This window comes from Paraburkholderia sp. Cy-641 (assembly GCF_011752945.1).
Classification (GTDB): Bacteria; Pseudomonadota; Gammaproteobacteria; order Burkholderiales; family Burkholderiaceae; genus Paraburkholderia.
This window is the reverse complement of record NZ_VWWM01000026.1, coordinates 1-20,178: the sequence shown is the minus strand read 5'-3', so window position 1 is coordinate 20,178 and position 20,178 is coordinate 1. Positions and strand designations below refer to the sequence as shown.

The window sequence follows — 20,178 nt, the reverse complement described above, 5'->3', positions numbered from 1 at the left end:
GGCCGTCGCCGTCAGGCGGCCTCGCCGCGCGTGCGCACGCGCTCGAACACCGCGCCGATGTCGAGGTCTTCGAGATTCAGCCCGAAGCGCTCGCGCAGACAATCGGCAAGCTCGCCGGCACTGGCCAGTTGCCGCTCGGTGACGAGCCGCCCTTGTGCATCGCGTTCGTTCAACTGATCGTTAAAGAGCGTGACGCGCAGCCCCGGCAACACGCGGCACACGATCAGGTTGTGCGCGAAGATGGAATCCGGCGAGGTCGACGTGTACCAGTTCGACGTTTCGTAATCGATCCATTCGACCGGATGCAGATCGAAACGATAGACGCGCACCCAGCTTTCGTCGGGCTCCTGCATTTCGAGCGTCAGCATGTCGCGGCCGGCGTCGGCGAGACGGAACGTGCCGAGCGGCGTCGGTTGCGCGATGCCCGCGCTCAGACGCAGCGGCTCGGTCAGCGTCACGCTGCCGAAGCCGACGTCGGCGATCCATGTGTCGTTGCCGAGGTCGATGCGCAGCACCATGTGCGTGCGCGGCGGAATCGTATCGGATGCGCGCCCCCACAGCACGCGCCCGAGCATCGGCGTGATCCTGAAGCCGAGTTGCATCAGCACGTTGGCGAACAGCGAGTTCTGCTCGAAGCAGTAGCCGCCGCGCCTGCTGGCGACGAGCTTGTGCTCGATCGCTTCGAGGTCCAGCCTGACGGGGCGGCCCGTCAGCGTGTTGAGGTTTTCGAACGGAATCGCTGCCGGGTGCAGCCCGTGAAGCACCTGCAGAACTTCCAGCGTGGCCGCGCGCGGGCCCGTGTAGCCGATGCGCGCGAAGTAGCGTTCGAGATTGATGGCGTGGGGCATCGGCGTGGTTCCGGTAGAGAGGGGCGAGTTCGGCACGCGCGGGCCGCGCCTGTCTGCACGTTGCGATGCATGCTCATAGGCACACAGCACACAGCACACAACACGCGGCCCGCCTCATGAAACGATCATAGCGGCTTTTTGCGTCTCTCCGGCATGGCACGGCCGAGCGGAAAGCAACGATGTCCGCGCCGCGCCCGCTACCCGCTTCCTCCCGCCGCGGCTACATGCCCTTCAACGCCGCCGTCGCGACCGACGGCACGCTGATGCCATGGCTCGACGCGAACTGCACGGCCGCACTGAGCGTCGACGTCAACGACTTCAACTGCCCCGGCGCCGATTGCGCGATATACGACGCGCTTTGCGCGGTCTGCGGATTGAGCCCCGACTGCAGCAACGAGGACGGACTCATCTGGCCGACGCTGCCGAGCCCCGACTGCAAGCTCGAATACTGGCTCACGCCCTTGCCGAGCGACGACAGCCCATCGGTAAACGCCTGCTTGTCGACCGGCGCCGCCGACGCGCCGCCGCTCGCCTGACTCGCGAACGCACCGGTGAGCTTCTGCGACAACGACTGCTGCGTGCTGCCCATCTGCGTCAACTGGCTGACCGACGGCGTGCCGCCGCTCAGCAGCCCCGCGGCCTGCTGCGCCTGGCCGGCCGCGCTCGTCATGCCCATCGCCGAGGCGAGGCTCGATTGACCGCTCAGCACCTGCTGGTTCGCGCCCACATAGCCTTGCAGCAATTGCGACACGCCGCTCGACGAAGTACTGCCGGCATTACCGCCCAGTGCATTGCCCACCGCGGCGCCGAGCCCACCGCCGGCCGAACCGCCGGTCGAACTGTCGCCGCCGCCGAGGCCGAACTGCTTCAGGCTCATCTGCGCATGCGCCGCGCCGCCCGCGAGCAGCACACCGCTCGTCAGCAATGAAACCAGAAGAATGCGTCGATTCATTTCCCTCTCCTTACGTTGGCTGTCAAATTACCCGTGCGCTTCGACATCGCGCGCTCGCGCACGTTTCGTATGACCACATAAATACGATTAAATTACATATTAATTCCTCATTCATTACGCCGTCATGCCTTTTGGGCGCAGTCCGTAAAGAGCGGCATTACACCGCAGTAATATTGATGAGAATCGTTCTCATTTATATTGACTCCTGAAATCCGAGTACGTACGATCACGCCATCTACTGCGCCGGCATCCCGGGACATCGCGCGAATTCGCACGCGGGGCAGTCGCAACGTTGATTCGATCAGTAGAAACAACATCAATAAGGATCTCGATGAAGTTTGCCCAACTCAACGGACGCCGCGCCTACGCGCGTCCTCCTTGCGACTCCTCGACACGTCCCGCTGCAACCCATCGTACGCGCCTGCCTTCGATGCGGCACGTCGCGCTCTGCACGGCCTTCGCATGGGCCTCGCTGAACGCCGGCACGGCGATGGCCGAAACCAGTCCCGACGCCACCCCGGAAGCGCCCGAAGCCGACCTGAAAATCCAGGCGGCCCAGACCGACCAGTGGACCGGCGTCTGGAACCGTCAGCAGATGCTCGGCGACATCGGCGGCCTGCGTCCGTGGCTCGGCAAATACGGCGTGACCCTCACCGTGACCGAAACCAGCGAAGTGCTCGCGAACCTGCGCGGCGGTCTCGCGCGCGGCGCCGACTACGACGGCCTCACGACCGCCACCCTGCAGATGGACACCTCGAAGGCGTTCGGCCTGCCCGGCGGCCTCTTCAACGTGAGCGCGCTGCAGATCCACGGCGCGAACCTCAGCGCCAACAAGCTCGGCACGCTCAATACGGCGAGCGGCATCGAGGCCGACGACGCGACGCGTCTGTGGGAACTCTGGTATCAGCAGTCGTTTCTCGACAAGCGCGTCGACGTGAAGATCGGCCAGCAAAGTCTGGACCAGGAATTCATCGTGAGTTCGTACGCGGCGCTGTTCCTCAACACGATGTTCGGCTGGCCCGCGCTGCCCTCGTACGACCTGCCCTCGGGCGGCCCCGCGTATCCGCTCTCGGCGCTCGGCGTGCGCGTGCGCGGCCAGATCACGCCGTCGTTGACCGCGCTGGCCGGCGTGTACTCGGGCGACCCGCTCGGCAACGACCCCAGCAACATGAGCGGCACGAACTTCAACCTGCATAACGGCGCGTTGTGGATCGGCGAATTGCAGTACGCGATCAACCAGCCGTCCGACGGTCAGATGGTCGGCGCGGGCGGCGGCGGCCTGCCCGGCACCTACAAGATCGGCGTCTGGTACAACACGAACAGTTTCGCGGATCAGCGTTACGACAACCTCGGCCTGTCGCTCGCGAACCCGGCGTCCACCGGCGTGGCCGCGAACCATCACGGCAATTACAGCATCTACGCGGTCGCCGACCAGATGGTGTGGCGTCCGGACCCCGACGAGCCGCGCAGCCTCGGCGTGTTCGCGCGCGTGATGGGCGCCCCCGGCGACCGCAACCTCGTGAGCCTCGCGGCGAACCTCGGCATCGTGCTGAAAGCGCCGTTCAAGGGCCGCGACAACGACAGCGCCGGTCTCGCGCTGACCTACATCAAGATCGGCAATCACGTCAACGGACTCGATCAGGATACCCTGGCATTCAACGGCGGCCCGTACGGTGTGCGCACGAGCGAAACCGCGCTCGAAGCGACCTACCAGTACCAGGTCAATCCGTGGTGGCAACTGCAGGCCGACGCGCAGTACACGTTCAACGCGGGCGCCGGCCAGAACCCGAACGATCCGACGCAGCCGCTGCGCAATACGTTCGTCGTCGGCGTACGGACCCTCATCAATTTCTGATGCCGCTCGTGCCCTCTCTCCACGCAGGCATTCAGACACGCCTGCACTCACACGCAATCGGACCCGCACTTTCCATGCTTTCGCTCCTCACCGCTACCCACGCTTTGTGCTCATGCACGGAGGCCCAATCGTGAACCATCCCACGCGCCAGTTTTCGCCGCGCGCCGCGCGGGCCCGGCTCGCCGCAACCGCTGCTGCAACCACCATGGCAGCCGCTGCTGCTCTCGTGACGACCAGCGCCGCCCATGCCGAGCCGCAAGGTTTCCTCGAAACCATCAAGCACCACACGACGCTCATCAACACCGTGCCCGATAACGGCGACCAGAATCCGTACGCGGTCGTGGTCGCGCCCGTCAGCGCCGGCACCGTGAAGAAGGGCGACGTGCTGGTCGGCAACTTCAACAACTCGACGAACCTGCAAGGCACCGGCAGCACGATCGTCGACTATCACCCGGACACCCAACAGATGACGGTGTTCGCGACCGTGCCGCGCGACCTCAAGGAATGCCCGGGCGGCATCGGCCTCTCGACCGCGATGACGATGCTGAAGTCGGGCTACGTGATCGTCGGCAGCACGCCGAGCAACGACGGCACCACCGGCACCAAGGGCGCGGGCTGCCTGATCGTGATCGATCCGCAAGGCAAGATCGCCTCGACGATCTCGAGCCCGAACATCAACGACCCGTGGGGCAACATGGCCGTGGTCGATAACGGCACGAGCGCGACGCTGTTCGTCAGCAACGCGGGCTTCGGCGTCGGCGGCGCGGACGGCGAACCGCCCGTGTTCAAGCAGGCCACCGTGCTGCGCCTCGACCTCGACGTGCCGCAGGACAAGCCGCCCGTCGTGAAGAAGGAAACCGTGATCGGCAGCGGCTTCGGCGCGCAGGCCGACAAGGGCGTGTTCCTCGTCGGCCCGACCGGGCTGTCGCTGTCGGCCGATCAGAAGCTGCTGTACGTGTCCGATGCGATCGGCAACCGCATCACCGAGATCGACGATCCGCTCACGCGCGACACGAGCGCGGGCGTCGGCCGCCAGCTGACCGCCGACGGCCTGCTGCATCGTCCGCTCGCGATGACCACCGCGCCCAACGGCCATCTGCTCGTGACCAACGCGCTGAACGGCCAGGTCGTCGAAATCGATCCGGCGAGCGGCAAACAGCTCTACGCGCGCTGGATCGACACCGACAAGGCGCAATCGCCGCCGGGCAACGGCGACCTGTTCGGCATCGCGATGACGCCGGAAGGCGACGGCTTCTACTACGTCGAAGACGACGTGAATACGCTGGTGCTCGCGAAGTAAGCCACGCGCGTCGGCCCCCTTGAAAACGAAGTGACCATGACAAACGATCAACCCCCAAAGCCGCAACGTCCGCAACGTCCGTCGCGGCGCGGCTTTCTGAAGGCGGGCGGTGCGGCGGTCGCGGCCGGCGCGTCGCTCGGCGCCGGCCTCGCAAGCTCGCAGGCCGCGTTCGCCAAAGCGCCCGCGCCTAGCACCGCGAACGCGCAGAGCACCGATCCGCAGCTCGCGGTCGAGCCGTTCTACGGCGCGCATCAAGGCGGCATCACCACGCCGCAGCAGAGCCACACCTATGTCGCCGCACTCGATCTGACCACCGGCAAGCGCGACGACGTGATCGCCTTGCTGCGCGCGTGGACCGAAGCGGCCGCGCGCCTCACGCAGGGCAATACGGCCGCCGCGCTGCCCACGGGCGACGCCGGCGACAACCAGGCCGCGCCCGATTCCGGCGACGTGCTCGGCCTCGGCCCGAACGGCCTCACGATCACGTTCGGCTTTGGCCCCGGCCTCTTCACGAAGGACGGCCAGGACCGTTACGGGCTCGCCTCGCGCCGCCCCGCCGCGCTCGTCGATCTGCCGCGCTTCAACGGCGATCAGCTAGTCAAGGAGAAGACCGGCGGCGACCTGTTCATCCAGGCCTGCGCGAACGACGCGCAAGTCGCGTTTCACGCGGTGCGCCAGCTGTCGCGCCACGCCTACGGCGTCGCGACGATGCGCTGGGGCCAGGCCGGTTTCCTGTCGGGTCCGCGCGGACAGACGCCGCGCAACCTGATGGGCTTCAAGGACGGCACCAACAACCCGTCGACCGCGAAGCCGGAACTGATGAACCAGTTCGTGTGGGCCCGCGCCACCGACGACGCGCCGTGGATGGAAGGCGGCACCTACACGGTCGTGCGGCGCATCCGCATCACGCTCGAACACTGGGACAACACCGAGCTCGGCTTCCAGGAGCAGGTGTTCGGCCGCCACAAATACAGCGGCGCGCCGATCGGCAGCAAGCACGAGTTCGACCCGGTGGACCTGAAGGCCGAGGACAAGGACGGCAATCCGGTGATTCCGGAGAACTCGCACGTGCGTCTGTCGAATCAGGCGAGCAACAACGGCGCGCAGATTCTGCGCCGCTCGTATTCGTACAACGAAGGCACGAACTTCTATATCGAGCGCTGGCCGCCATGGCGCCAGGAAACCGAGTACGACGCGGGGCTGATTTTCATCGCGCACCAGAGCGACCCGCGTAGCGGCTTCATCCCGATCAACGAACGGCTCGCGAAGTTCGACATGATGAACCAGTTCACGACCCACGTCGGCAGCGCGATCTTCGTCGTGCCGCCGGGGGCGAAGCCGGGTTCGTATGTCGGCGCGGGGCTGTTCGAGACGTGATGCGCGCACGGACTCCCGCGCAATATCCATCAGACATCCGAAGCAAACGAAGCACGCCGGTCGCCTGGCGACCGGCCCACTCAACATAATCAGAACGGAATTCCGCAACATGGCTCATTCCTGGTTTGCCACCCGCCTGCGCGCGCTCGGCAGCGTGGCCGCGCTCTCGCTCACCGCTTTCGCGACGCTGCCGTCGGCGGCACACGCGGCATCGATCACGCTCTATAACGCGCAGCACGAGCAGGTCGTCAATCTGCTCGCCAAGGACTTCGAGAAGCAGTCCGGCATCTCGGTGAAAATCCGCAACGGCGAAGGCCCGGCGCTCGCCGCGCAGATCGTCGCGGAAGGCACGGCCTCGCCCGCCGACGTGTACTTCACCGAGAACTCGCCGGAGCTGATGCTGCTCGAGGAAAAGGGCCTGCTCGCCAAAACCGACGCAACGACGCTCGCGACCGTGCCCGCGCGCTTCAATTCGCCAAGCGGCGCATGGGTTGCCGTGACCGCGCGCGAAAGCGTGCTCGCCTACAACACGGCGAAGCTGCAACCGGCGCAACTGCCGCAGTCGGTGCTCGATCTCGCGAAGCCGGAATGGAAAGGCAAGGTCGGCATCGCGCCGAGCGACGCCGACTTCCTGCCGCTCGTGAGCGCCGTGCTCGCGCTGAAGGGCGAAGAGCAGACGCTTGCCTGGCTCAAGGGCCTGAAAACCAACTCGCAGATTTTCGACGACGACGAAGGCGTGGTCGCCGCGGTCAATCGCGGCGCGGTCGCGACCGGCCTCATCAACAACTACTACTGGTCGCGTCTGCATGCGGAGATCGGCGACGCGAAAACGCGCAGCGCGATCTATCACTTCGGCCACGGCGATGTCGGCGCGCTCGTCAACGTATCGGGTGCGGGCGTGCTGAAGTCGGCGCACAACGCGGACGGCGCGCAGAAGTTTCTCGCCTATCTGGTCGGCGAGCGCGCGCAGCAGTTGATGGCCAATAGCCACGTGATGTTCGAGTATCCGCTGCACGCGGGCGTTGCGCCGGACCCGGCGCTCAAGCCGTTCGCGGAACTGACGCCGCCCGCGCTGACGATCCAGCAACTCGGCGACGATAGCCAGGCCGGCAAGCTGCTGCGTCAGGCGGGCCTGCTGTAAATGAGCGAAGCACTGTCAGCCGGTCCGCCGGCTGTCTCCCCGCCTCCGGCGCGCATGCGTTCGCGCGCGCCGCGCGGTCTGTTCGCGGCGGCGGCACTCAGCGCTTTGCTGGTGCTGCTGCCGATTGCGTTTACGTTCTGGCGTGCCGCGAGCTTCGGCATCGGCGAAGCGCTCGATCTGATCTGGCGGCCGCTCGTCGGCGAACTGCTCGTCAACACGTTGCTGATTGCCGTTGCGACCACGCTCGTCTGCGCGGTGCTCGGCACCGCGGCCGCGTGGTTCGTCGAACGCACGTATCTGCCGGGACGCCGCGCGTGGGCCGTGCTGTGCGCCGCGCCGCTCGCGATGCCAGCCTTCATTTCGAGCTATGCCTGGGTGTCGCTGAGCGAGAACCTGCAGGACTTCAACGGCGCGCTCCTCGTGCTGACCTGCGCGTATTTTCCGCTCGTCTATCTGCCGGTTGCTGCCGCGCTGCGCGGCATGGACCCGGCGCTCGAAGAAAGCGCGCGCTCGCTCGGCTGCAACCGCTGGACCAGCTTCATGCGCGTCGTGTTGCCGCAACTGCGCCCCGCGCTGCTCGGCGGCATGCTGCTCGTCGCGCTTGGGGTGCTCTCCGAATTCGGCGCGTTTACGCTGCTGCGCTTTCGTACCTTCACGACGCAGATCTACGCCGAATTCCGCACCGGTTTCGACGGCGGCGGCGCCTCGCTGCTCGCGTGTCTGCTCATCGTCATCTGTCTCGCCGTGCTCGCGTTCGAGTTTCGCGTGCGCGGCGCGGCGCGCTACGAGCGCGTCGATCGCGGCACGCGCCGCGCGGTGCTGCGCTATGAACTCGGCGCATGGCGCTGGATCGTCGTCGTGGGCTTCGCGCTGCTCACGCTCGCGACGCTCGGCGTGCCGCTCGGCATGATCGGCTTCTGGCTCACGCAGCCGGGCGCGGCTGCCGTCACGCCCGCCGACGTATCGCCGGAACTGCTGTGGAACGCGACGCTGTCGTCGCTCGGCTTCGGCCTCGCCGCCGCCGCGCTAACCACGCTGCTCGTGGTGCCGCTCGCGTTTCTGCTGGTGCGCTATCCGACGCGTTGCGCGACGCTGTTCGAGCGCAGCGTGTTTCTCGCGCAAGGCGTGCCGGGACTCGTGATCGCGCTCGCGATCGTCTCGCTCGCGGTGCATGCGCTGCAGCCGCTCTATCAGAGCGCGACGCTGCTGGTCGTCGCGTATGCGATCCTGTTCATGCCGGTCGCGCTCGTCAGCGTGCGCGCCGCGTTCATGCAGGCGCAGCCGCGTCTCGAGGAAACCGCGCGCGCACTCGGCCTGAACTGGCCGCAAACGCTCCTGCGCGTGATCCTGCCGCTCGCCGGTCCGGGCCTCGGTGCGTCGGCGGCGATGGTGTTCATCTCGGTCGTCACCGAACTGAACGCGACGCTGCTGCTCTCGCCGCTCGATACGCAAACGCTCGCGACCCAGGTCTGGGCCGACACCTCGACGATGGCATTCGCCGCGGCCGCGCCGTACGCGGCGCTGCTCACGGGCATTTCGCTGCTCGCCTCGGGACTGCTGTTCGCGCTGTTCGGCCGCTCGGCCCTGCTCGGCGAGCGCGCTTGAACCATTTGAGCCATCGCCGGCCTTTATCTTCGGACTCCATCGGATTTTCATGAGCGAACTTCGTATCCGCGGACTGCGCAAATCGTTCGACGGCCACGCGGTGCTGCACGGCATCGATCTGTCGGTCGAGCGCGGCACCCTGCTCGCGCTGCTCGGTCCGTCGGGCAGCGGCAAGACGACGCTGCTGCGTCTGCTGTGCGGCTTCGAGCGCACGGACGGCGGCAGCGTCGAGATCGACGGACGGCGCGTGGCCGGCGACGGTCTGCACGTGCCGTCGGAACAGCGCCGCATCGGCTACGTGCCTCAGGAAGGCGCGCTGTTTCCGCATCTATCGGTCGCGGACAACATCGTGTTCGGCCTGCCGCGCACGCAGCGCCGCGCGCGCCATCGCGTCGCCGAATTGCTCGAACTCGTGGGTCTGCCGGCGCATTTCGGCGAGCGCGCGCCGCAGCAATTGTCGGGCGGTCAGCAGCAGCGCGTCGCGCTGGCCCGTGCGCTCGCGCCGGCACCGACGCTGGTGATGCTCGACGAGCCGTTCTCGTCGCTCGATGCGGCGCTGCGCGTCGAGACGCGCCAGGCGGTCGCGAGCGCGCTCGCCGCAGCGGGAGCGACGGCGGTGCTGGTTACGCACGATCAGTCCGAGGCGCTGTCGCTCGGGCATGAAGTTGCGGTGCTATGGAACGGCCGGCTGATCCAGACCGCGACGCCCGAGGCGCTGTACCGGCGGCCCGTGACGCGCGAGCTTGCGTCGTTCGTCGGCGAGGCGGTGTTGTTGCCGGGCGTGGCGCAGCAGGACCGCGCGAGTTGCGAGCTTGGCGATCTCACGCTGGCCGCGCCGCTCGCGTCCAGCGGCCATGGCGCGGTCGACGTGATGCTGCGGCCCGAGCAGATCCGCCTGCTGCGTGCCGGCGAAGCCGCGCGTGACGGTGCCGCGCATGATGCGCTCGTCACCGAGGTGATCTTTCAAGGGCAGGACGCGAGCGTCGCGCTGCAATTGCAGTCCGCCACGCGGACGATGGTGCGCGCACGCGTGCCCGGTTATCTGTGTCCGCAGCCGGGGGAACGGGTACGGCTAACGGTCGAGGGCGAGGTGACGGCTTATCCGCGTGATTAGGTAAGGCTGCGTATAAAGCGCCACCTGCAAGAGCTACCTTAAGGGCTACCTATAAGGCACGGCGTAAAAGGTCCGCGCGGAACCGCGCCCTAGCGCAACGACAGATCCTGCACCATCTGCTGCGCCAGATAATCGCAGGTCGGCCGGTCCGATTTCGCGCTACGCGCGACCACGATTTCGAGCGGTGCGATCTTCGGCAGCCCTTGCGCCTCGCCGAGCATCGCGAGCCGCGGCGGCACGCTGCAACGCGTCAGCGCGATCACCGACAAACCCGCGTCGACGGTCGCGACGAGTCCCATCAGGCTCGCGCTGCTGAACGCCGCGCGATAGCGGATACGCGCGCCGTCGAGCGCGGCCAGCGTGTGCTGACGCGCGACGCAGCCCGGCTCGTAGAGTCCCACCGGCAACGGCGACGCCTTCAGCACCGCCGTATCGGCCGACGCGCCCACCCACACCATCGGTTCGCTGCGCACGAATTCGCCGCGCAGCTTGCGGTCGCGCGTGACGAATGCGAGGTCGATCTTGTTGTCGGCGAGCATCGGCGCAAGCGCGGTACTTTGCGCGCAGACGATCTCGATCTCGACGCGCGGGTACAGCGTCGCGAAACGCCGCAACACCGGCGAGAGCAAGGACGACACGTAATCGTCCGGCGCGCCGAGCACGACGCGCCCGGTCACCTCGGGCCGCACGATCGCCGCCCACGCCTCTTCCTGCAACGCGAGCGCGCGCCGCGCGTATTCGAGCAGCGTATTGCCGGGCCGCGTCAGCGACAGGTTGCGCGTGTTGCGCGCGAACAGCGTCGTGCCGAGCATCGCTTCGAGCCGCTTGATCTGCATGCTGACGGCCGCCTGCGAGCGATGCACGCTCGCCGCCGCCTTCGTGAAGCTGCCCGCTTCCACGACCGCGACGAAGCTGCGCAACAGATCGACGTCGAATTCAGGGTTCACGATTTATCAATCCAGCTTATGGGATTGCTCAATTTAATTCGTTTGCGATGAGGCCGCAAGCGGCGCAATACTCGGGCTCATCACCCTGATTCACGACCCTATGGAGCCGCTTCGCATGTCCCTCAGCCAACGTCAACAAGGCGCGCTCACGCTCGCGAGCGGCGGATTGCTGATGGGCACGCTCGGCGTGTTCGTCGAGGAAGCGCGGCTCGATGCGCTCACGCTCGTGTTCTTTCGCTGCCTGTTCGGCTTTCTGTCGCTGGCCGCGTATTGCGCATGGCAGGGCTTTTTCACGCGCGCGCAATTCACGCGGCGTACGGTCGCGCTTGCGCTGATTTCAGGCGTACTGATGGTCACGCAGTGGGTCGGTTTCTTCGATGCGATTCATCGCACGAGCATCGCGGTCGCGACAGTCGTGTTTCATGTGCAGCCGTTCTGGGTCGTGCTGATCGGCGCGGCGCTTTTCAACGAGCGGCTCGGCGCGGACCGGCTCGGCTGGATCGCCACCGCGTTCGTCGGACTCGTGCTCGCCTCGGGCGTCGCGGCCAGCGGCAACCTGCAAGGCCACACGAGCTATCTGATCGGTCTCGGCGAGGCGCTGTTCGGTTCGCTGCTGTACGCGAGCGTCACGCTGATCGCGAAGAGCCTTGGTGAGTTGCGCCCGCATCTGCTGACGCTCGCGCAGTGCGCGGTCGGCGTGGTGTGCCTGCCGCTTATTGCACCGCTCATCGCGCCATTGACGCTCGCGCATATCGGCCCGTTGCAATGGTTCTGGCTGATCGGCATGGGCGTGCTGCATACGGGGCTGTCGTACGTGCTGATCTACGGCGCGCTGCCGAAACTGAGCACGCCTGTGATCGCGGTGCTGCTGTTCGTGTATCCGCTCACCGCGATCGTCGTCGATGCGCTCGTGTATCACCGCGCGCTGTCGCTGCCGCAACTCGCGGGCATGGTGCTGATCGTCGCGGCGAGTCTCGGTGTCAATCTCGGCTGGCCGCTGCTGTCGCTCTTGCATTCGGGCGGGCGGCGGCCTCACGCGGAGTGAGGCGCGCCAGCCTCGCCGTCGCCAGCCACCGCGCTCGTGCCGCCCCGCCGCCGCATCGGCTTCGCATGCCGCTCGATCAGGCGCGGCAACAGGCAGAACGCGCACAGCAGCGCGCCGATGACGATCCGCGTCCACCACGAACTGAGCGTGCCGTGCGTGCGTGTGGTACGTGCCATTCATGCCGCGGTCCGGCTGCCCCGCTTCAAATGCGGATGGGATCATGGACCTCGCTCGCCTGGCAAGGCGTGGGTCGGCAGGCTCAGGGGCTCGCCGACGAAAAGAGACCGCCCGCTGCCGAAGCAGCCCGGGCGGTCAGGTAGCACCACTGGAGAAACCGGTTCGCTCTGTCCGTACTGCGCGCCTCCCGTGCGCCGGCCGTGGCATCGTCCGGCGCCGGTCGGTGAGCGGGGAACGCCGTCGCGCTCCCGCCCATGTCGCGTCAGTATTTACGCTTCGGCAGCGTCTCCGCGGCCACGCTCATCGGGAACACGGTCTCTTCCGTGACGATGCGCTTGGGCAACTGCTTGCCGGCCACGATGTCCTTCACGGCCGTCATCAGCTGCGGCCCGAGCAGCGGGCTGCATTCGACGTCGACGTTCATCTTGCCCCCGGCCATCGCCTGGAAGCCGCCCTTGGTTGCGTCGAACGACACGACGGCGATGTCCTTGCCCGGATGCATGCCGGCTTCTTCCATCGCCTGGATCGCGCCGAGCGCCATGTCGTCGTTATGCGCATAGACGACGTTGATCTTGTTGCCGTAGGTCTTGGCGAACGCTTCCATCACCTGCTTACCGCCGGCGAGCGTGAAGTCGCCGCTTTGCGACGCGATGATCTTGAACTTCGGATCGTTCTTGATGACTTCCATCAGACCCGCATGGCGATCGTTGGCCGGCGCCGAGCCGACCGTGCCCTGCAGTTCGGCGATATTGATCGGCCCCTTGTCGTTCTTGTAGTGCTCCTCGAGCCAGCGGCCGCCGCGCCGTCCTTCTTCGAGGAAGTCCGAACCGATCATCGTCACGTAGAGCGACGGGTCTTTCACGTCGACGTTGCGGTCGGTCAGGATCACCGGAATGTTCGCGGCCTTCGCTTCGCGCAGCACCGGTTCCCAGCCCGATTCGACGACCGGCGAGAACGCGATCACGTCGACTTTCTGCGCAATATACGAGCGGATCGCCTTGATCTGGTTTTCCTGTTTCTGCTGTGCGTCGGAGAATTTGAGCTTGATGCCGGCATCCGCCGCCGCCGATTTCACCGATTCGGTATTGGCCGTACGCCATGCGCTTTCCGCGCCGACCTGTGCGAAACCGAGCGTAATCTGCTTGCCTTCGGCATGAGCGCCGGACGTCGCCAACGTCAGCGCACCGAGACTCGCGGAAAGTGCAAGCGCGCCCAGAGCGCGACACGCGGCACGTCGTCTATTCGCCATGACTGTCTCCTGATTGTTGTGTAGACGACCCAGCGACCTGTCCAGCCCTCGCGGCCCTCACGGTGCGCGGATCGTGATGTAGCGTACTGTGCGACGCGTTAACCGTCCAATCATATGATTCGCGTCGTCGATATCAATTTTGGTATAGCGCGCGGGTCGGTATATTGAGTCGGCGCACGGTCATTCGCGGAATTACCGTGGCGCGACTCCCGGCACGATCCAGCGAAACGTCAGATTGATGCGCTCGCCGCTCACGCCCGGCTCCTTCGGCACCCGGTGGCGCCACTCGGCCTGCGTGTCGCCCTTCATCACGAGCAGGCTGCCGCCCTTCAGCGAGAACGACTGCATGCGGCCGCTGCGGTTGTGCCGCAGATCGAACGTGCGCGCGACGCCGAGACTGACCGACGCGATCACCGGCCGGCTGCCGAGTTCGCGCTCGCGGTCGGCGTGCCAGCCCATGCTGTCGGTGCCGCTGCGGTAGCGGTTCAGCAGCACGCTGTTAAAGCGCACGCCGCTCGTCGACTCGGCGGCGGCCTTCAGTTCGGCGACCGCGGGCGTCCACGCTTGCGGCACGTTGCGGATGCCCGAGTAGACGTACACGGCATCCGGCTCGCCCTGCCACGCGGTCAGACGCGGCAACGCGACACGGCCGGCCGCCGTGCCCATCATGTCCTGGCGCCACTCCACCTCGCCGATCAGCCGCGCGAACCGTTGCGCGGCATCGGCCGGCGCGAGCCAGTCGGGATACCAGTCGACGTCGGGCGTCGGCAGGTCGTCGAAAAGATCCGTCATCGATAGGTTGGCTTCGAGTTGAATGCGGGCGGGTGCATGAAAACCCCGGCTATTATGGCGGCAAGCATGACGACAACGCGTGCCCGCCGACGCCCGCGCCTTGCTCTGTCATTCGACGCGGTATGCCGCGCCCTTCCCCGGCTCGTTTTCCTTCGCACGGAGCAGGCTCATGATTCTTTCCGACCAGGCGCTCGATCAGCTCTTTCGCGAAGCGCGCACGCACAACGGCTGGCAAAACAAACCGATCGACGATGCCGTGCTGCACCAACTCATCGAACTCGTGCTGCTCGGCCCGACCTCGGCCAATTCGAGCCCGGGCCGCTTCGTGTTCGTGAAGACGCCCGAAGGCAAGGAAAAGCTGCGCCCGGCGTTATCGGCGGGCAATCTCGAGAAGACGATGGCCGCGCCGGTCACGGTGATCGTCGGCACGGATATGGCGTTTTACGAGTATCTGCCGAAACTCTTTCCACATGCGGATGCGCGCAGCTGGTTCGTCGGCAACGAGCGCGCGATTGCCGGTACCGCGTTTCGCAACTCGACGCTGCAAGGCGGCTATCTGATTCTCGCGGCCCGCGCGCTCGGCCTCGATACGGGTCCGATGTCGGGCTTCGATGCGGCCAAAGTCGACGCGGTGTTCTTCGCGGGCACGACCGTGAAGGCGAACTTCCTGATCAATCTCGGTTACGGGGATGCGTCGAAGCTGTTCCCGCGCAGCCCGCGTTTTTCATTCGACGAAGCGGCGCGGATTGTTTGAGGCGCGAGGCGCGTTGAAGCATTTGTTGTGAGCGTGTGCGCTGTGAGCACGTGTGTTGTGGCGCGCTGCGGTATGTCGCTGTTGCATGGCCGTTTGTCGCTGTGAGCGGACGACGTGTCTCGCGCATGGTGCGGCGCGCAAAGCGACGACACAGCGGACGGCGGGGCGAGTAGCGCTTCGTGCACCGTTGATTGGCCTCGCTCAGGTCATCATCGCGATATAAAACACCACCGTGCCGATCAGCGCGCCGACGAAGCAGAAGCCTTCGTCGGCTTCGTCGCCGCTCGAGCGCAGCCATGCGCCGACCGCACCGAACAACCCCGCGATACCGAGCGCGACGCTCACCATCACCACATAGAACAGCGCGTCCTTGCCCAGCTGCGAGAAGTCGATGTCGCGCACGCCGAGGTAGAGTGCGATTGCCATCAGCGAGATGCCGACCAGCGGCAGCATCACGTGACTGCCCTCGTGCCCGACGCGATGTACATGATGAGGATGCGCGTCGTGCGCGTGGTGTACGTGGTGGAACAGATGGCCCGATTTGAGCAGCTTCATGGTGCGTCCCCCCCGACCGATCTCTTTCCCGGCGACAGAACCAGCCGTGCCCCCCTCGCGCGACCCACGCGGCAAGCTCTGCCGTGACCTTGCAATGCCGCTGCCGTGACCGGAGACAGGCTGGTTTGTTTCAAGAATAGTCCACGCGCGAATACAATTCAAAGCCCATTTAATTAACTTGCCTGGACATTAAAATGCGGCGCGGGTGGGCATACGAATGGCCGGTCGTCGGGTATTTAGCGAGCCCGTGTCTGTAGATGTGCCGTGGAGATAGATGCCCTGAACATATCGCGAGGCGGTGCCGGGCATATGTGCCGCGTGCCGCAAGGGCACGTGCTTCGCTCATGATCGGCCGAGGATCCGCCCATGATTTGCACGACTTTCGCGGCGTCGGCAAAGGCTCGGACATGCCGGTAGAATGATTCGCCGCGTTCGCGAATCCCGTGCGTGCGTCGCCCGTCAACCGATTGCCGCTGCGCCTTCGCCCCTTCCCGCCTCGATCTTCTCTATGCGTCTTTCATCGTTTTTAGTTCGCCTGATCCTGATTGGCATCCTGATGCATCTCTACGTCGGCGTGCGCCTGATTCCCGCTCTGCCGATCGACACCGCCGGCCGCTGGCTGTGCGTGCTGTGGCTCGTCGCTTTGGTCTTCCTGATTCCGCTCGGCATGATGGCGCGCCGCATCAAGCGCCAACCGCTCGGCGACCGGCTCGCGTGGATCGGCTTGCCCGCAATGGGCTTCTTCTCGTCGCTGCTCGTGCTGACGTTTGCGCGCGACCTCGTGCTCGCTTCGCTGCTTGCGGTCGATGCGATCTGGCCGAACACATTGGCGCTCGCGCATTGGCGCGCCGGCTCGGCGGCGGCCGTGCCGGTACTTGCGTTGATCTCGACGCTGATCGGCTTCTTCAACGCGCGCCGTCGCGCGCGCGTGGTAACGATCGACGTGCCGATCAACGATCTGCCGCCCGCGCTCGAGGGCTTCACGATCGTGCAGATCAGCGACATCCACGTCGGCCCGACGATCAAGGTGCGTTACGTCGACGCCATCGTCGATGCGGTGAACCGCTTGAAACCCGATCTGATTGCCGTGACCGGCGACATAGTCGACGGCAGCGTGCCGCGACTGAGCCGACATACGCAGCCGTTGTCGCGGCTCACTGCACGGCATGGCGCGTTTCTCGTCACGGGCAATCACGAGTACTACTCCGGTGCGAACTCGTGGATCGACGAATTCCGTCGCCTCGGCCTGAACGTGCTGCTCAACGAACACGTCGTGGTCGATCACGAAGGCGCACGCGCCGTGATTGCCGGCGTCACCGATTACTCGGCGGGCCATCATGATCCCGCGCATCGCAGCGACCCGGTTGCGGCGCTCGCCGGCGCGCCTCGCGACGTGCCGCTCAAGGTATTGCTCGCACACCAGCCGCGTTCCGCCGAAGCCGCCGCGGCGGCCGGCTTCACGCTGCAGCTATCGGGCCACACGCACGGAGGCCAATTCTTCCCGTGGAATTTCTTCGTGCGATTCCAGCAGCCGTTTACGGCGGGCCTCGCGCGCCTGAACGGACTGTGGGTCTACACGAGCCGCGGCACCGGCTATTGGGGACCGCCGAAGCGGCTTGGCGCGCCTTCTGAAATCACACGTTTGCGGCTCGTGCCGGGTGGGCCGGGTTGAGTTCCGGGTAAGGCTCGTCGAATCGTGCCGCATCGGAGCGCATGAGCATATGCCAGCGGATGAAATAGCAAGCTCAAAAAAGAAAAACGTAATGCACGGGGTGAGCGTTATTCTCGAATACCCGGACGGTATTGTTCAATGAACAGCGTCAATATTCGGAGTCGCAACTAATATCGCCGCCTCTTCACAACGCCACCGCCAATACCTGGTTGAAAGCCGTTGCGCAGAACCTGTACCGTGCGTTCGAGGCTTGACCAGGCGTTGTGCAACCGCCTAAAATTCGCCCACTTCAATTAACCGGAACCACGATCTTGGACAGTAGCAGTAGTACTTGCCGAGCTTCGCTTCGCCCGATCGCCTGATCGGCAGGATTTCCGCGTCAGTCTTTCTGTCGCCGTCCTGCTTCCTGGCTCGACGGCGCACGTCGCTTTTTTTCGCTCACTTTTTGTGTTGCCCGTGCAGCGCGCTTGCGTTCGCGTGCTTTGCCATGCATGACTACGGTCGTCCTTCAAACCGGCGACGGTAGACGACGCGCGGCTGTCACGCGTAGGCTTCACACTGCGCCAACCGCGCGGCAACCACACGCCAACCTTTCTGAACGATGACACTCGATTTCTTCCTGCGGCTTCTCACCGCGTTCGCCTGCGGTGTCGCCATCGGCCTCGAACGGCAGATACGGCAGCGCAATGCCGGGCTGCGTACGATCACACTGGTCGCGAGCGGTGCGTGCCTGTTCGTGACGCTCGGCGTGCTGACCGGCAACGGCGTGAGCGGCATTACGCAGATCGCCGCCTATGTGGTGTCCGGCGTCGGCTTCCTCGGCGGCGGCGTCATCATGCGCGACAAGGGCTCCATTCAGGGGATCAACACGGCAGCCACGCTGTGGTGCTCAGCGGCGGTCGGTGTGTTGAGCGGCGCGGGACATTACGGGCCGGCGCTCGCGGGCACCGTGATCGTGCTGCTGACCAACACCCTGCTGCGCGAAGTCAGCCGCATGATCAACTCGACGCCGGTTTCAAACGCCGATCTCGTGCGCGAGTACATGCTGACGATCGTCTGCCTCGAAGCCGACGAGATCCACATTCGCACCGCGATCTCCAACTCGATGTACTCGGCGCCGCTGTCGTTCCAGAGCTTGATGAGCGAAGATGTCGAGAACGAATCGGGGCGCATCCGCGTAACGGCGACGCTCAAGATGCATCCGAAGGATCAATCGAAGCTCGAACAGATGGCAAGCCGCCTCAGCATGGAAAAGAGCGTCTCCAGCGTCAGCTGGACGGCCCGGGAAGTGGAGCCGACCCCCGAGTGAACCGCAGCGCGTCGATCCCCTTTATTGGCGCACATCGTCTACACTTAACTTGCTGAAGATTCAGACAATGTTAATTCAGTGTCCTGAACATGGACTGCCCCATAACCTTCGACTAAGCTCTATCACCGTGATTTTTTCACACTCAACCATGGAGTCTCGAATATGGAACACGGCGTCATTGCATGGCTCATCATCGGCGCGATCGCAGGCTGGCTCGCGGGTGTACTCGTCAGAGGCGGCGGCTTCGGTCTGATTGTCGACATCATCGTCGGGATTGTCGGCGCGTTCATCGGCGGATGGCTCGCCGGCGTACTGCATATCTCGCTCGGCGGCGGCTGGATCGGCTCGATCATTACCGCCGTGATCGGTGCGGTCATTCTGCTGTTTATCATCCGGCTCATCCGACGAGGCTCTTGAGCCAGGCATCTGATGTCCTGAAGCGCCAGCTGGTTTTTCCCGCTGGCGCTTTTTCTTTTCAGAGCCAACGGGCAGGCGAATCGCTTCGGGATGGGGGCCGGCTTGCTGTATGCGAAGGACAAGCCGGTTGCGATAACTTGCGAATTCGCTGAATACCTGCATTGGCCAATAGCGTGACTGATGTGCTGGTAGCGAACGCAACCTTACCAGTAGCCAGTAGCCAGTAGCCAGTAGCCAGTAGCCAGTAGCCAGTAGCCAGTAGCCAGTAGCCAGTAGCCAGTAGCCAGTAGATCGACTATCGAGTCCTGTAGGACTTCAGAACAAATTTCCTAGCAGGCATCGAAAGGTGCATAGACAAAATCAGTCAACAACCAATACGAATGAAGTACAGATAGTTCGGGATGCGTTGCAGGTCGTGACGTTTACGCGGTCCGCGTGTACTGCGTGCTGCATGCCTCACGCGAGCCATGTGGCCGAGCGTACTGAAACGAGTGCGTGCTCGAGTGCTGGCCTGCCGAGTCGTTCGAAGAGTTGCGCCAGATCGTCACAAGCGTGCTCGCTAACGTTGCACCAGCAAGGTTGAAGGACATTGCATAAGCAGAGCGTTCTACTTCGCTGCACACATATATCACAAAGCGATGTATTTCGAGCAAAACGCATATTCAATGTAAATATCACGTCAAAGCATGCTCCACGTGTCTCCACGCCTCCTCTGTACAGGCTTATGATGTACCAACCGAGACCTTACGCATCACGAGTGTCCAATCCAGCATACGCCGGTTTTTCCGCTTCACGGCCGGGGGATTGTGGAGAACGCGGGCGGCATGACGCCCGGGTCCGTTCGAACGCTGCGGCTTCGGGATCCGGCGGCGTATCCCTGACGCCGTAAACGGCCGGACCCCGGCACTCAGGTCGAGAAGCCGGGGTCCGTGTTACAGCATGAGGAGCCTGACGATTACCTACTTTCACACGGGCAATCCGCACTATCATCGGCGTGGAGTCGTTTCACGGTCCTGTTCGGGATGGGAAGGGGTGGGACCGACTCGCTATGGTCATCAGGCATGACGGG

The 20,178-nt window shown here is 64.9% G+C and carries 17 protein-coding genes, 1 rRNA gene and 1 pseudogene; 11 read left to right on the top strand and 8 right to left on the bottom strand.

The genetic code is table 11. From position 1 onward, the window contains the following. Positions 1 to 11 precede the first annotated feature (11 nt). Positions 12 to 848 carry an arylamine N-acetyltransferase gene (locus F3J20_RS16445; RefSeq protein WP_167283907.1) on the bottom strand — a complete coding sequence of 279 codons (837 nt, stop codon included), beginning with the start codon at positions 846 to 848 and terminating at the stop codon, positions 12 to 14. Positions 849 to 1,068: 220 nt separating this feature from the next. Next, positions 1,069 to 1,800 carry a hypothetical protein gene (locus F3J20_RS16440; protein WP_167283906.1) on the bottom strand — a complete coding sequence of 244 codons (732 nt, stop codon included), beginning with the start codon at positions 1,798 to 1,800 and terminating at the stop codon, positions 1,069 to 1,071. 331 nt (positions 1,801 to 2,131) lie between these two features. On the opposite strand from F3J20_RS16440, the gene F3J20_RS16435 reads away from it, so the two are divergent. The 6 genes from F3J20_RS16435 to F3J20_RS16410 all read left to right on the top strand — a co-directional run bounded on the left by F3J20_RS16435 (position 2,132) and on the right by F3J20_RS16410 (position 10,192). Then, positions 2,132 to 3,655, top strand: coding sequence for a carbohydrate porin (locus F3J20_RS16435; RefSeq protein ID WP_167050194.1), 1,524 nt, complete (start codon positions 2,132 to 2,134; stop codon positions 3,653 to 3,655). A gap of 205 nt (positions 3,656 to 3,860) precedes the next feature. Then, positions 3,861 to 4,955 carry a hypothetical protein gene (locus F3J20_RS16430; RefSeq protein WP_240159380.1) on the top strand — a complete coding sequence of 365 codons (1,095 nt, stop codon included), beginning with the start codon at positions 3,861 to 3,863 and terminating at the stop codon, positions 4,953 to 4,955. A 36-nt stretch (positions 4,956 to 4,991) separates the two neighbouring features. Next, entirely contained in the window at positions 4,992 to 6,332 is a 1,341-nt protein-coding gene (gene efeB / locus F3J20_RS16425) for an iron uptake transporter deferrochelatase/peroxidase subunit (RefSeq protein WP_167283904.1), read from the top strand. A gap of 109 nt (positions 6,333 to 6,441) precedes the next feature. Then, a complete protein-coding gene (locus F3J20_RS16420; protein ID WP_167283903.1) occupies positions 6,442 to 7,473 on the top strand; it encodes an iron ABC transporter substrate-binding protein in 1,032 nt (343 codons plus the stop codon). Beyond that, positions 7,474 to 9,078, top strand: a complete 1,605-nt coding sequence (locus tag F3J20_RS16415; protein WP_167283902.1) for an iron ABC transporter permease — start codon at positions 7,474 to 7,476, stop codon at positions 9,076 to 9,078. A gap of 49 nt (positions 9,079 to 9,127) precedes the next feature. After that, on the top strand, positions 9,128 to 10,192 hold the full coding sequence (locus F3J20_RS16410) for an ABC transporter ATP-binding protein (RefSeq protein WP_167283901.1): 1,065 nt from the start codon (positions 9,128 to 9,130) through the stop codon (positions 10,190 to 10,192). Positions 10,193 to 10,281: 89 nt separating this feature from the next. Here F3J20_RS16410 and F3J20_RS16405 read toward each other — a convergent pair whose 3' ends face one another. Next, complete coding sequence (locus F3J20_RS16405) at positions 10,282 to 11,139, bottom strand: LysR family transcriptional regulator (RefSeq protein WP_167050206.1); 858 nt, start codon at positions 11,137 to 11,139, stop codon at positions 10,282 to 10,284. A gap of 115 nt (positions 11,140 to 11,254) precedes the next feature. Here F3J20_RS16405 and F3J20_RS16400 point away from each other — a divergent pair, with 115 nt between their 5' ends. Next, the gene (locus F3J20_RS16400; RefSeq protein ID WP_167283900.1) at positions 11,255 to 12,184 is read left to right on the top strand and encodes a DMT family transporter; all 930 of its coding nucleotides are present in this window, start codon (positions 11,255 to 11,257) and stop codon (positions 12,182 to 12,184) included. Positions 12,185 to 12,219: 35 nt separating this feature from the next. Here the strand turns inward: F3J20_RS16400 and F3J20_RS16395 are convergent. The 3 genes and pseudogenes from F3J20_RS16395 to F3J20_RS16385 all read right to left on the bottom strand — a co-directional run. Then, positions 12,220 to 12,336, bottom strand: a pseudogene (locus tag F3J20_RS16395) (sugar ABC transporter permease YjfF); the annotation flags it as partial. Positions 12,337 to 12,623: 287 nt separating this feature from the next. Then, positions 12,624 to 13,610 (bottom strand): ABC transporter substrate-binding protein, encoded by a 987-nt coding sequence (locus tag F3J20_RS16390; RefSeq protein WP_240159379.1) that lies wholly within the window; start codon positions 13,608 to 13,610, stop codon positions 12,624 to 12,626. Positions 13,611 to 13,802: 192 nt separating this feature from the next. Next, a complete protein-coding gene (locus F3J20_RS16385) occupies positions 13,803 to 14,402 on the bottom strand; it encodes an alpha-ketoglutarate-dependent dioxygenase AlkB (protein WP_167283899.1) in 600 nt (199 codons plus the stop codon). A 169-nt stretch (positions 14,403 to 14,571) separates the two neighbouring features. Between F3J20_RS16385 and F3J20_RS16380 the strand changes: the two genes are divergently transcribed. After that, positions 14,572 to 15,156, top strand: coding sequence for a malonic semialdehyde reductase (locus F3J20_RS16380; protein WP_167283898.1), 585 nt, complete (start codon positions 14,572 to 14,574; stop codon positions 15,154 to 15,156). A 201-nt stretch (positions 15,157 to 15,357) separates the two neighbouring features. Here F3J20_RS16380 and F3J20_RS16375 read toward each other — a convergent pair whose 3' ends face one another. Continuing rightward, on the bottom strand, positions 15,358 to 15,711 hold the full coding sequence (locus F3J20_RS16375; RefSeq protein WP_167283897.1) for a hypothetical protein: 354 nt from the start codon (positions 15,709 to 15,711) through the stop codon (positions 15,358 to 15,360). 508 nt (positions 15,712 to 16,219) lie between these two features. Here F3J20_RS16375 and F3J20_RS16370 point away from each other — a divergent pair. The 3 genes from F3J20_RS16370 to F3J20_RS16360 all read left to right on the top strand — a co-directional run bounded on the left by F3J20_RS16370 (position 16,220) and on the right by F3J20_RS16360 (position 19,109). Next, positions 16,220 to 17,383 (top strand): metallophosphoesterase, encoded by a 1,164-nt coding sequence (locus F3J20_RS16370; RefSeq protein ID WP_167283896.1) that lies wholly within the window; start codon positions 16,220 to 16,222, stop codon positions 17,381 to 17,383. A 601-nt stretch (positions 17,384 to 17,984) separates the two neighbouring features. Next, positions 17,985 to 18,692, top strand: coding sequence for an MgtC/SapB family protein (locus tag F3J20_RS16365; protein WP_167050218.1), 708 nt, complete (start codon positions 17,985 to 17,987; stop codon positions 18,690 to 18,692). 162 nt (positions 18,693 to 18,854) lie between these two features. Next, on the top strand, positions 18,855 to 19,109 hold the full coding sequence (locus tag F3J20_RS16360) for a GlsB/YeaQ/YmgE family stress response membrane protein (RefSeq protein WP_167050220.1): 255 nt from the start codon (positions 18,855 to 18,857) through the stop codon (positions 19,107 to 19,109). A 946-nt stretch (positions 19,110 to 20,055) separates the two neighbouring features. Here F3J20_RS16360 and rrf read toward each other — a convergent pair. After that, positions 20,056 to 20,169 (bottom strand): 5S ribosomal RNA (gene rrf, locus F3J20_RS16355). Positions 20,170 to 20,178: the final 9 nt, after the last annotated feature.

Coding starts and splice junctions, on each gene's coding strand:
- F3J20_RS16445 (WP_167283907.1), bottom strand. CDS start 848: ATGCCCCACGCCATCAATCTCGAACGCTACTTCGCGCGCATCGGCTAC.
- F3J20_RS16440 (WP_167283906.1), bottom strand. CDS start 1,800: ATGAATCGACGCATTCTTCTGGTTTCATTGCTGACGAGCGGTGTGCTG.
- F3J20_RS16435 (WP_167050194.1), top strand. CDS start 2,132: ATGAAGTTTGCCCAACTCAACGGACGCCGCGCCTACGCGCGTCCTCCT.
- F3J20_RS16430 (WP_240159380.1), top strand. CDS start 3,861: ATGGCAGCCGCTGCTGCTCTCGTGACGACCAGCGCCGCCCATGCCGAG.
- efeB (WP_167283904.1), top strand. CDS start 4,992: ATGACAAACGATCAACCCCCAAAGCCGCAACGTCCGCAACGTCCGTCG.
- F3J20_RS16420 (WP_167283903.1), top strand. CDS start 6,442: ATGGCTCATTCCTGGTTTGCCACCCGCCTGCGCGCGCTCGGCAGCGTG.
- F3J20_RS16415 (WP_167283902.1), top strand. CDS start 7,474: ATGAGCGAAGCACTGTCAGCCGGTCCGCCGGCTGTCTCCCCGCCTCCG.
- F3J20_RS16410 (WP_167283901.1), top strand. CDS start 9,128: ATGAGCGAACTTCGTATCCGCGGACTGCGCAAATCGTTCGACGGCCAC.
- F3J20_RS16400 (WP_167283900.1), top strand. CDS start 11,255: ATGTCCCTCAGCCAACGTCAACAAGGCGCGCTCACGCTCGCGAGCGGC.
- F3J20_RS16390 (WP_240159379.1), bottom strand. CDS start 13,610: ATGGCGAATAGACGACGTGCCGCGTGTCGCGCTCTGGGCGCGCTTGCA.
- F3J20_RS16385 (WP_167283899.1), bottom strand. CDS start 14,402: ATGACGGATCTTTTCGACGACCTGCCGACGCCCGACGTCGACTGGTAT.
- F3J20_RS16380 (WP_167283898.1), top strand. CDS start 14,572: ATGATTCTTTCCGACCAGGCGCTCGATCAGCTCTTTCGCGAAGCGCGC.
- F3J20_RS16375 (WP_167283897.1), bottom strand. CDS start 15,711: ATGAAGCTGCTCAAATCGGGCCATCTGTTCCACCACGTACACCACGCG.
- F3J20_RS16370 (WP_167283896.1), top strand. CDS start 16,220: ATGCGTCTTTCATCGTTTTTAGTTCGCCTGATCCTGATTGGCATCCTG.
- F3J20_RS16365 (WP_167050218.1), top strand. CDS start 17,985: ATGACACTCGATTTCTTCCTGCGGCTTCTCACCGCGTTCGCCTGCGGT.
- F3J20_RS16360 (WP_167050220.1), top strand. CDS start 18,855: ATGGAACACGGCGTCATTGCATGGCTCATCATCGGCGCGATCGCAGGC.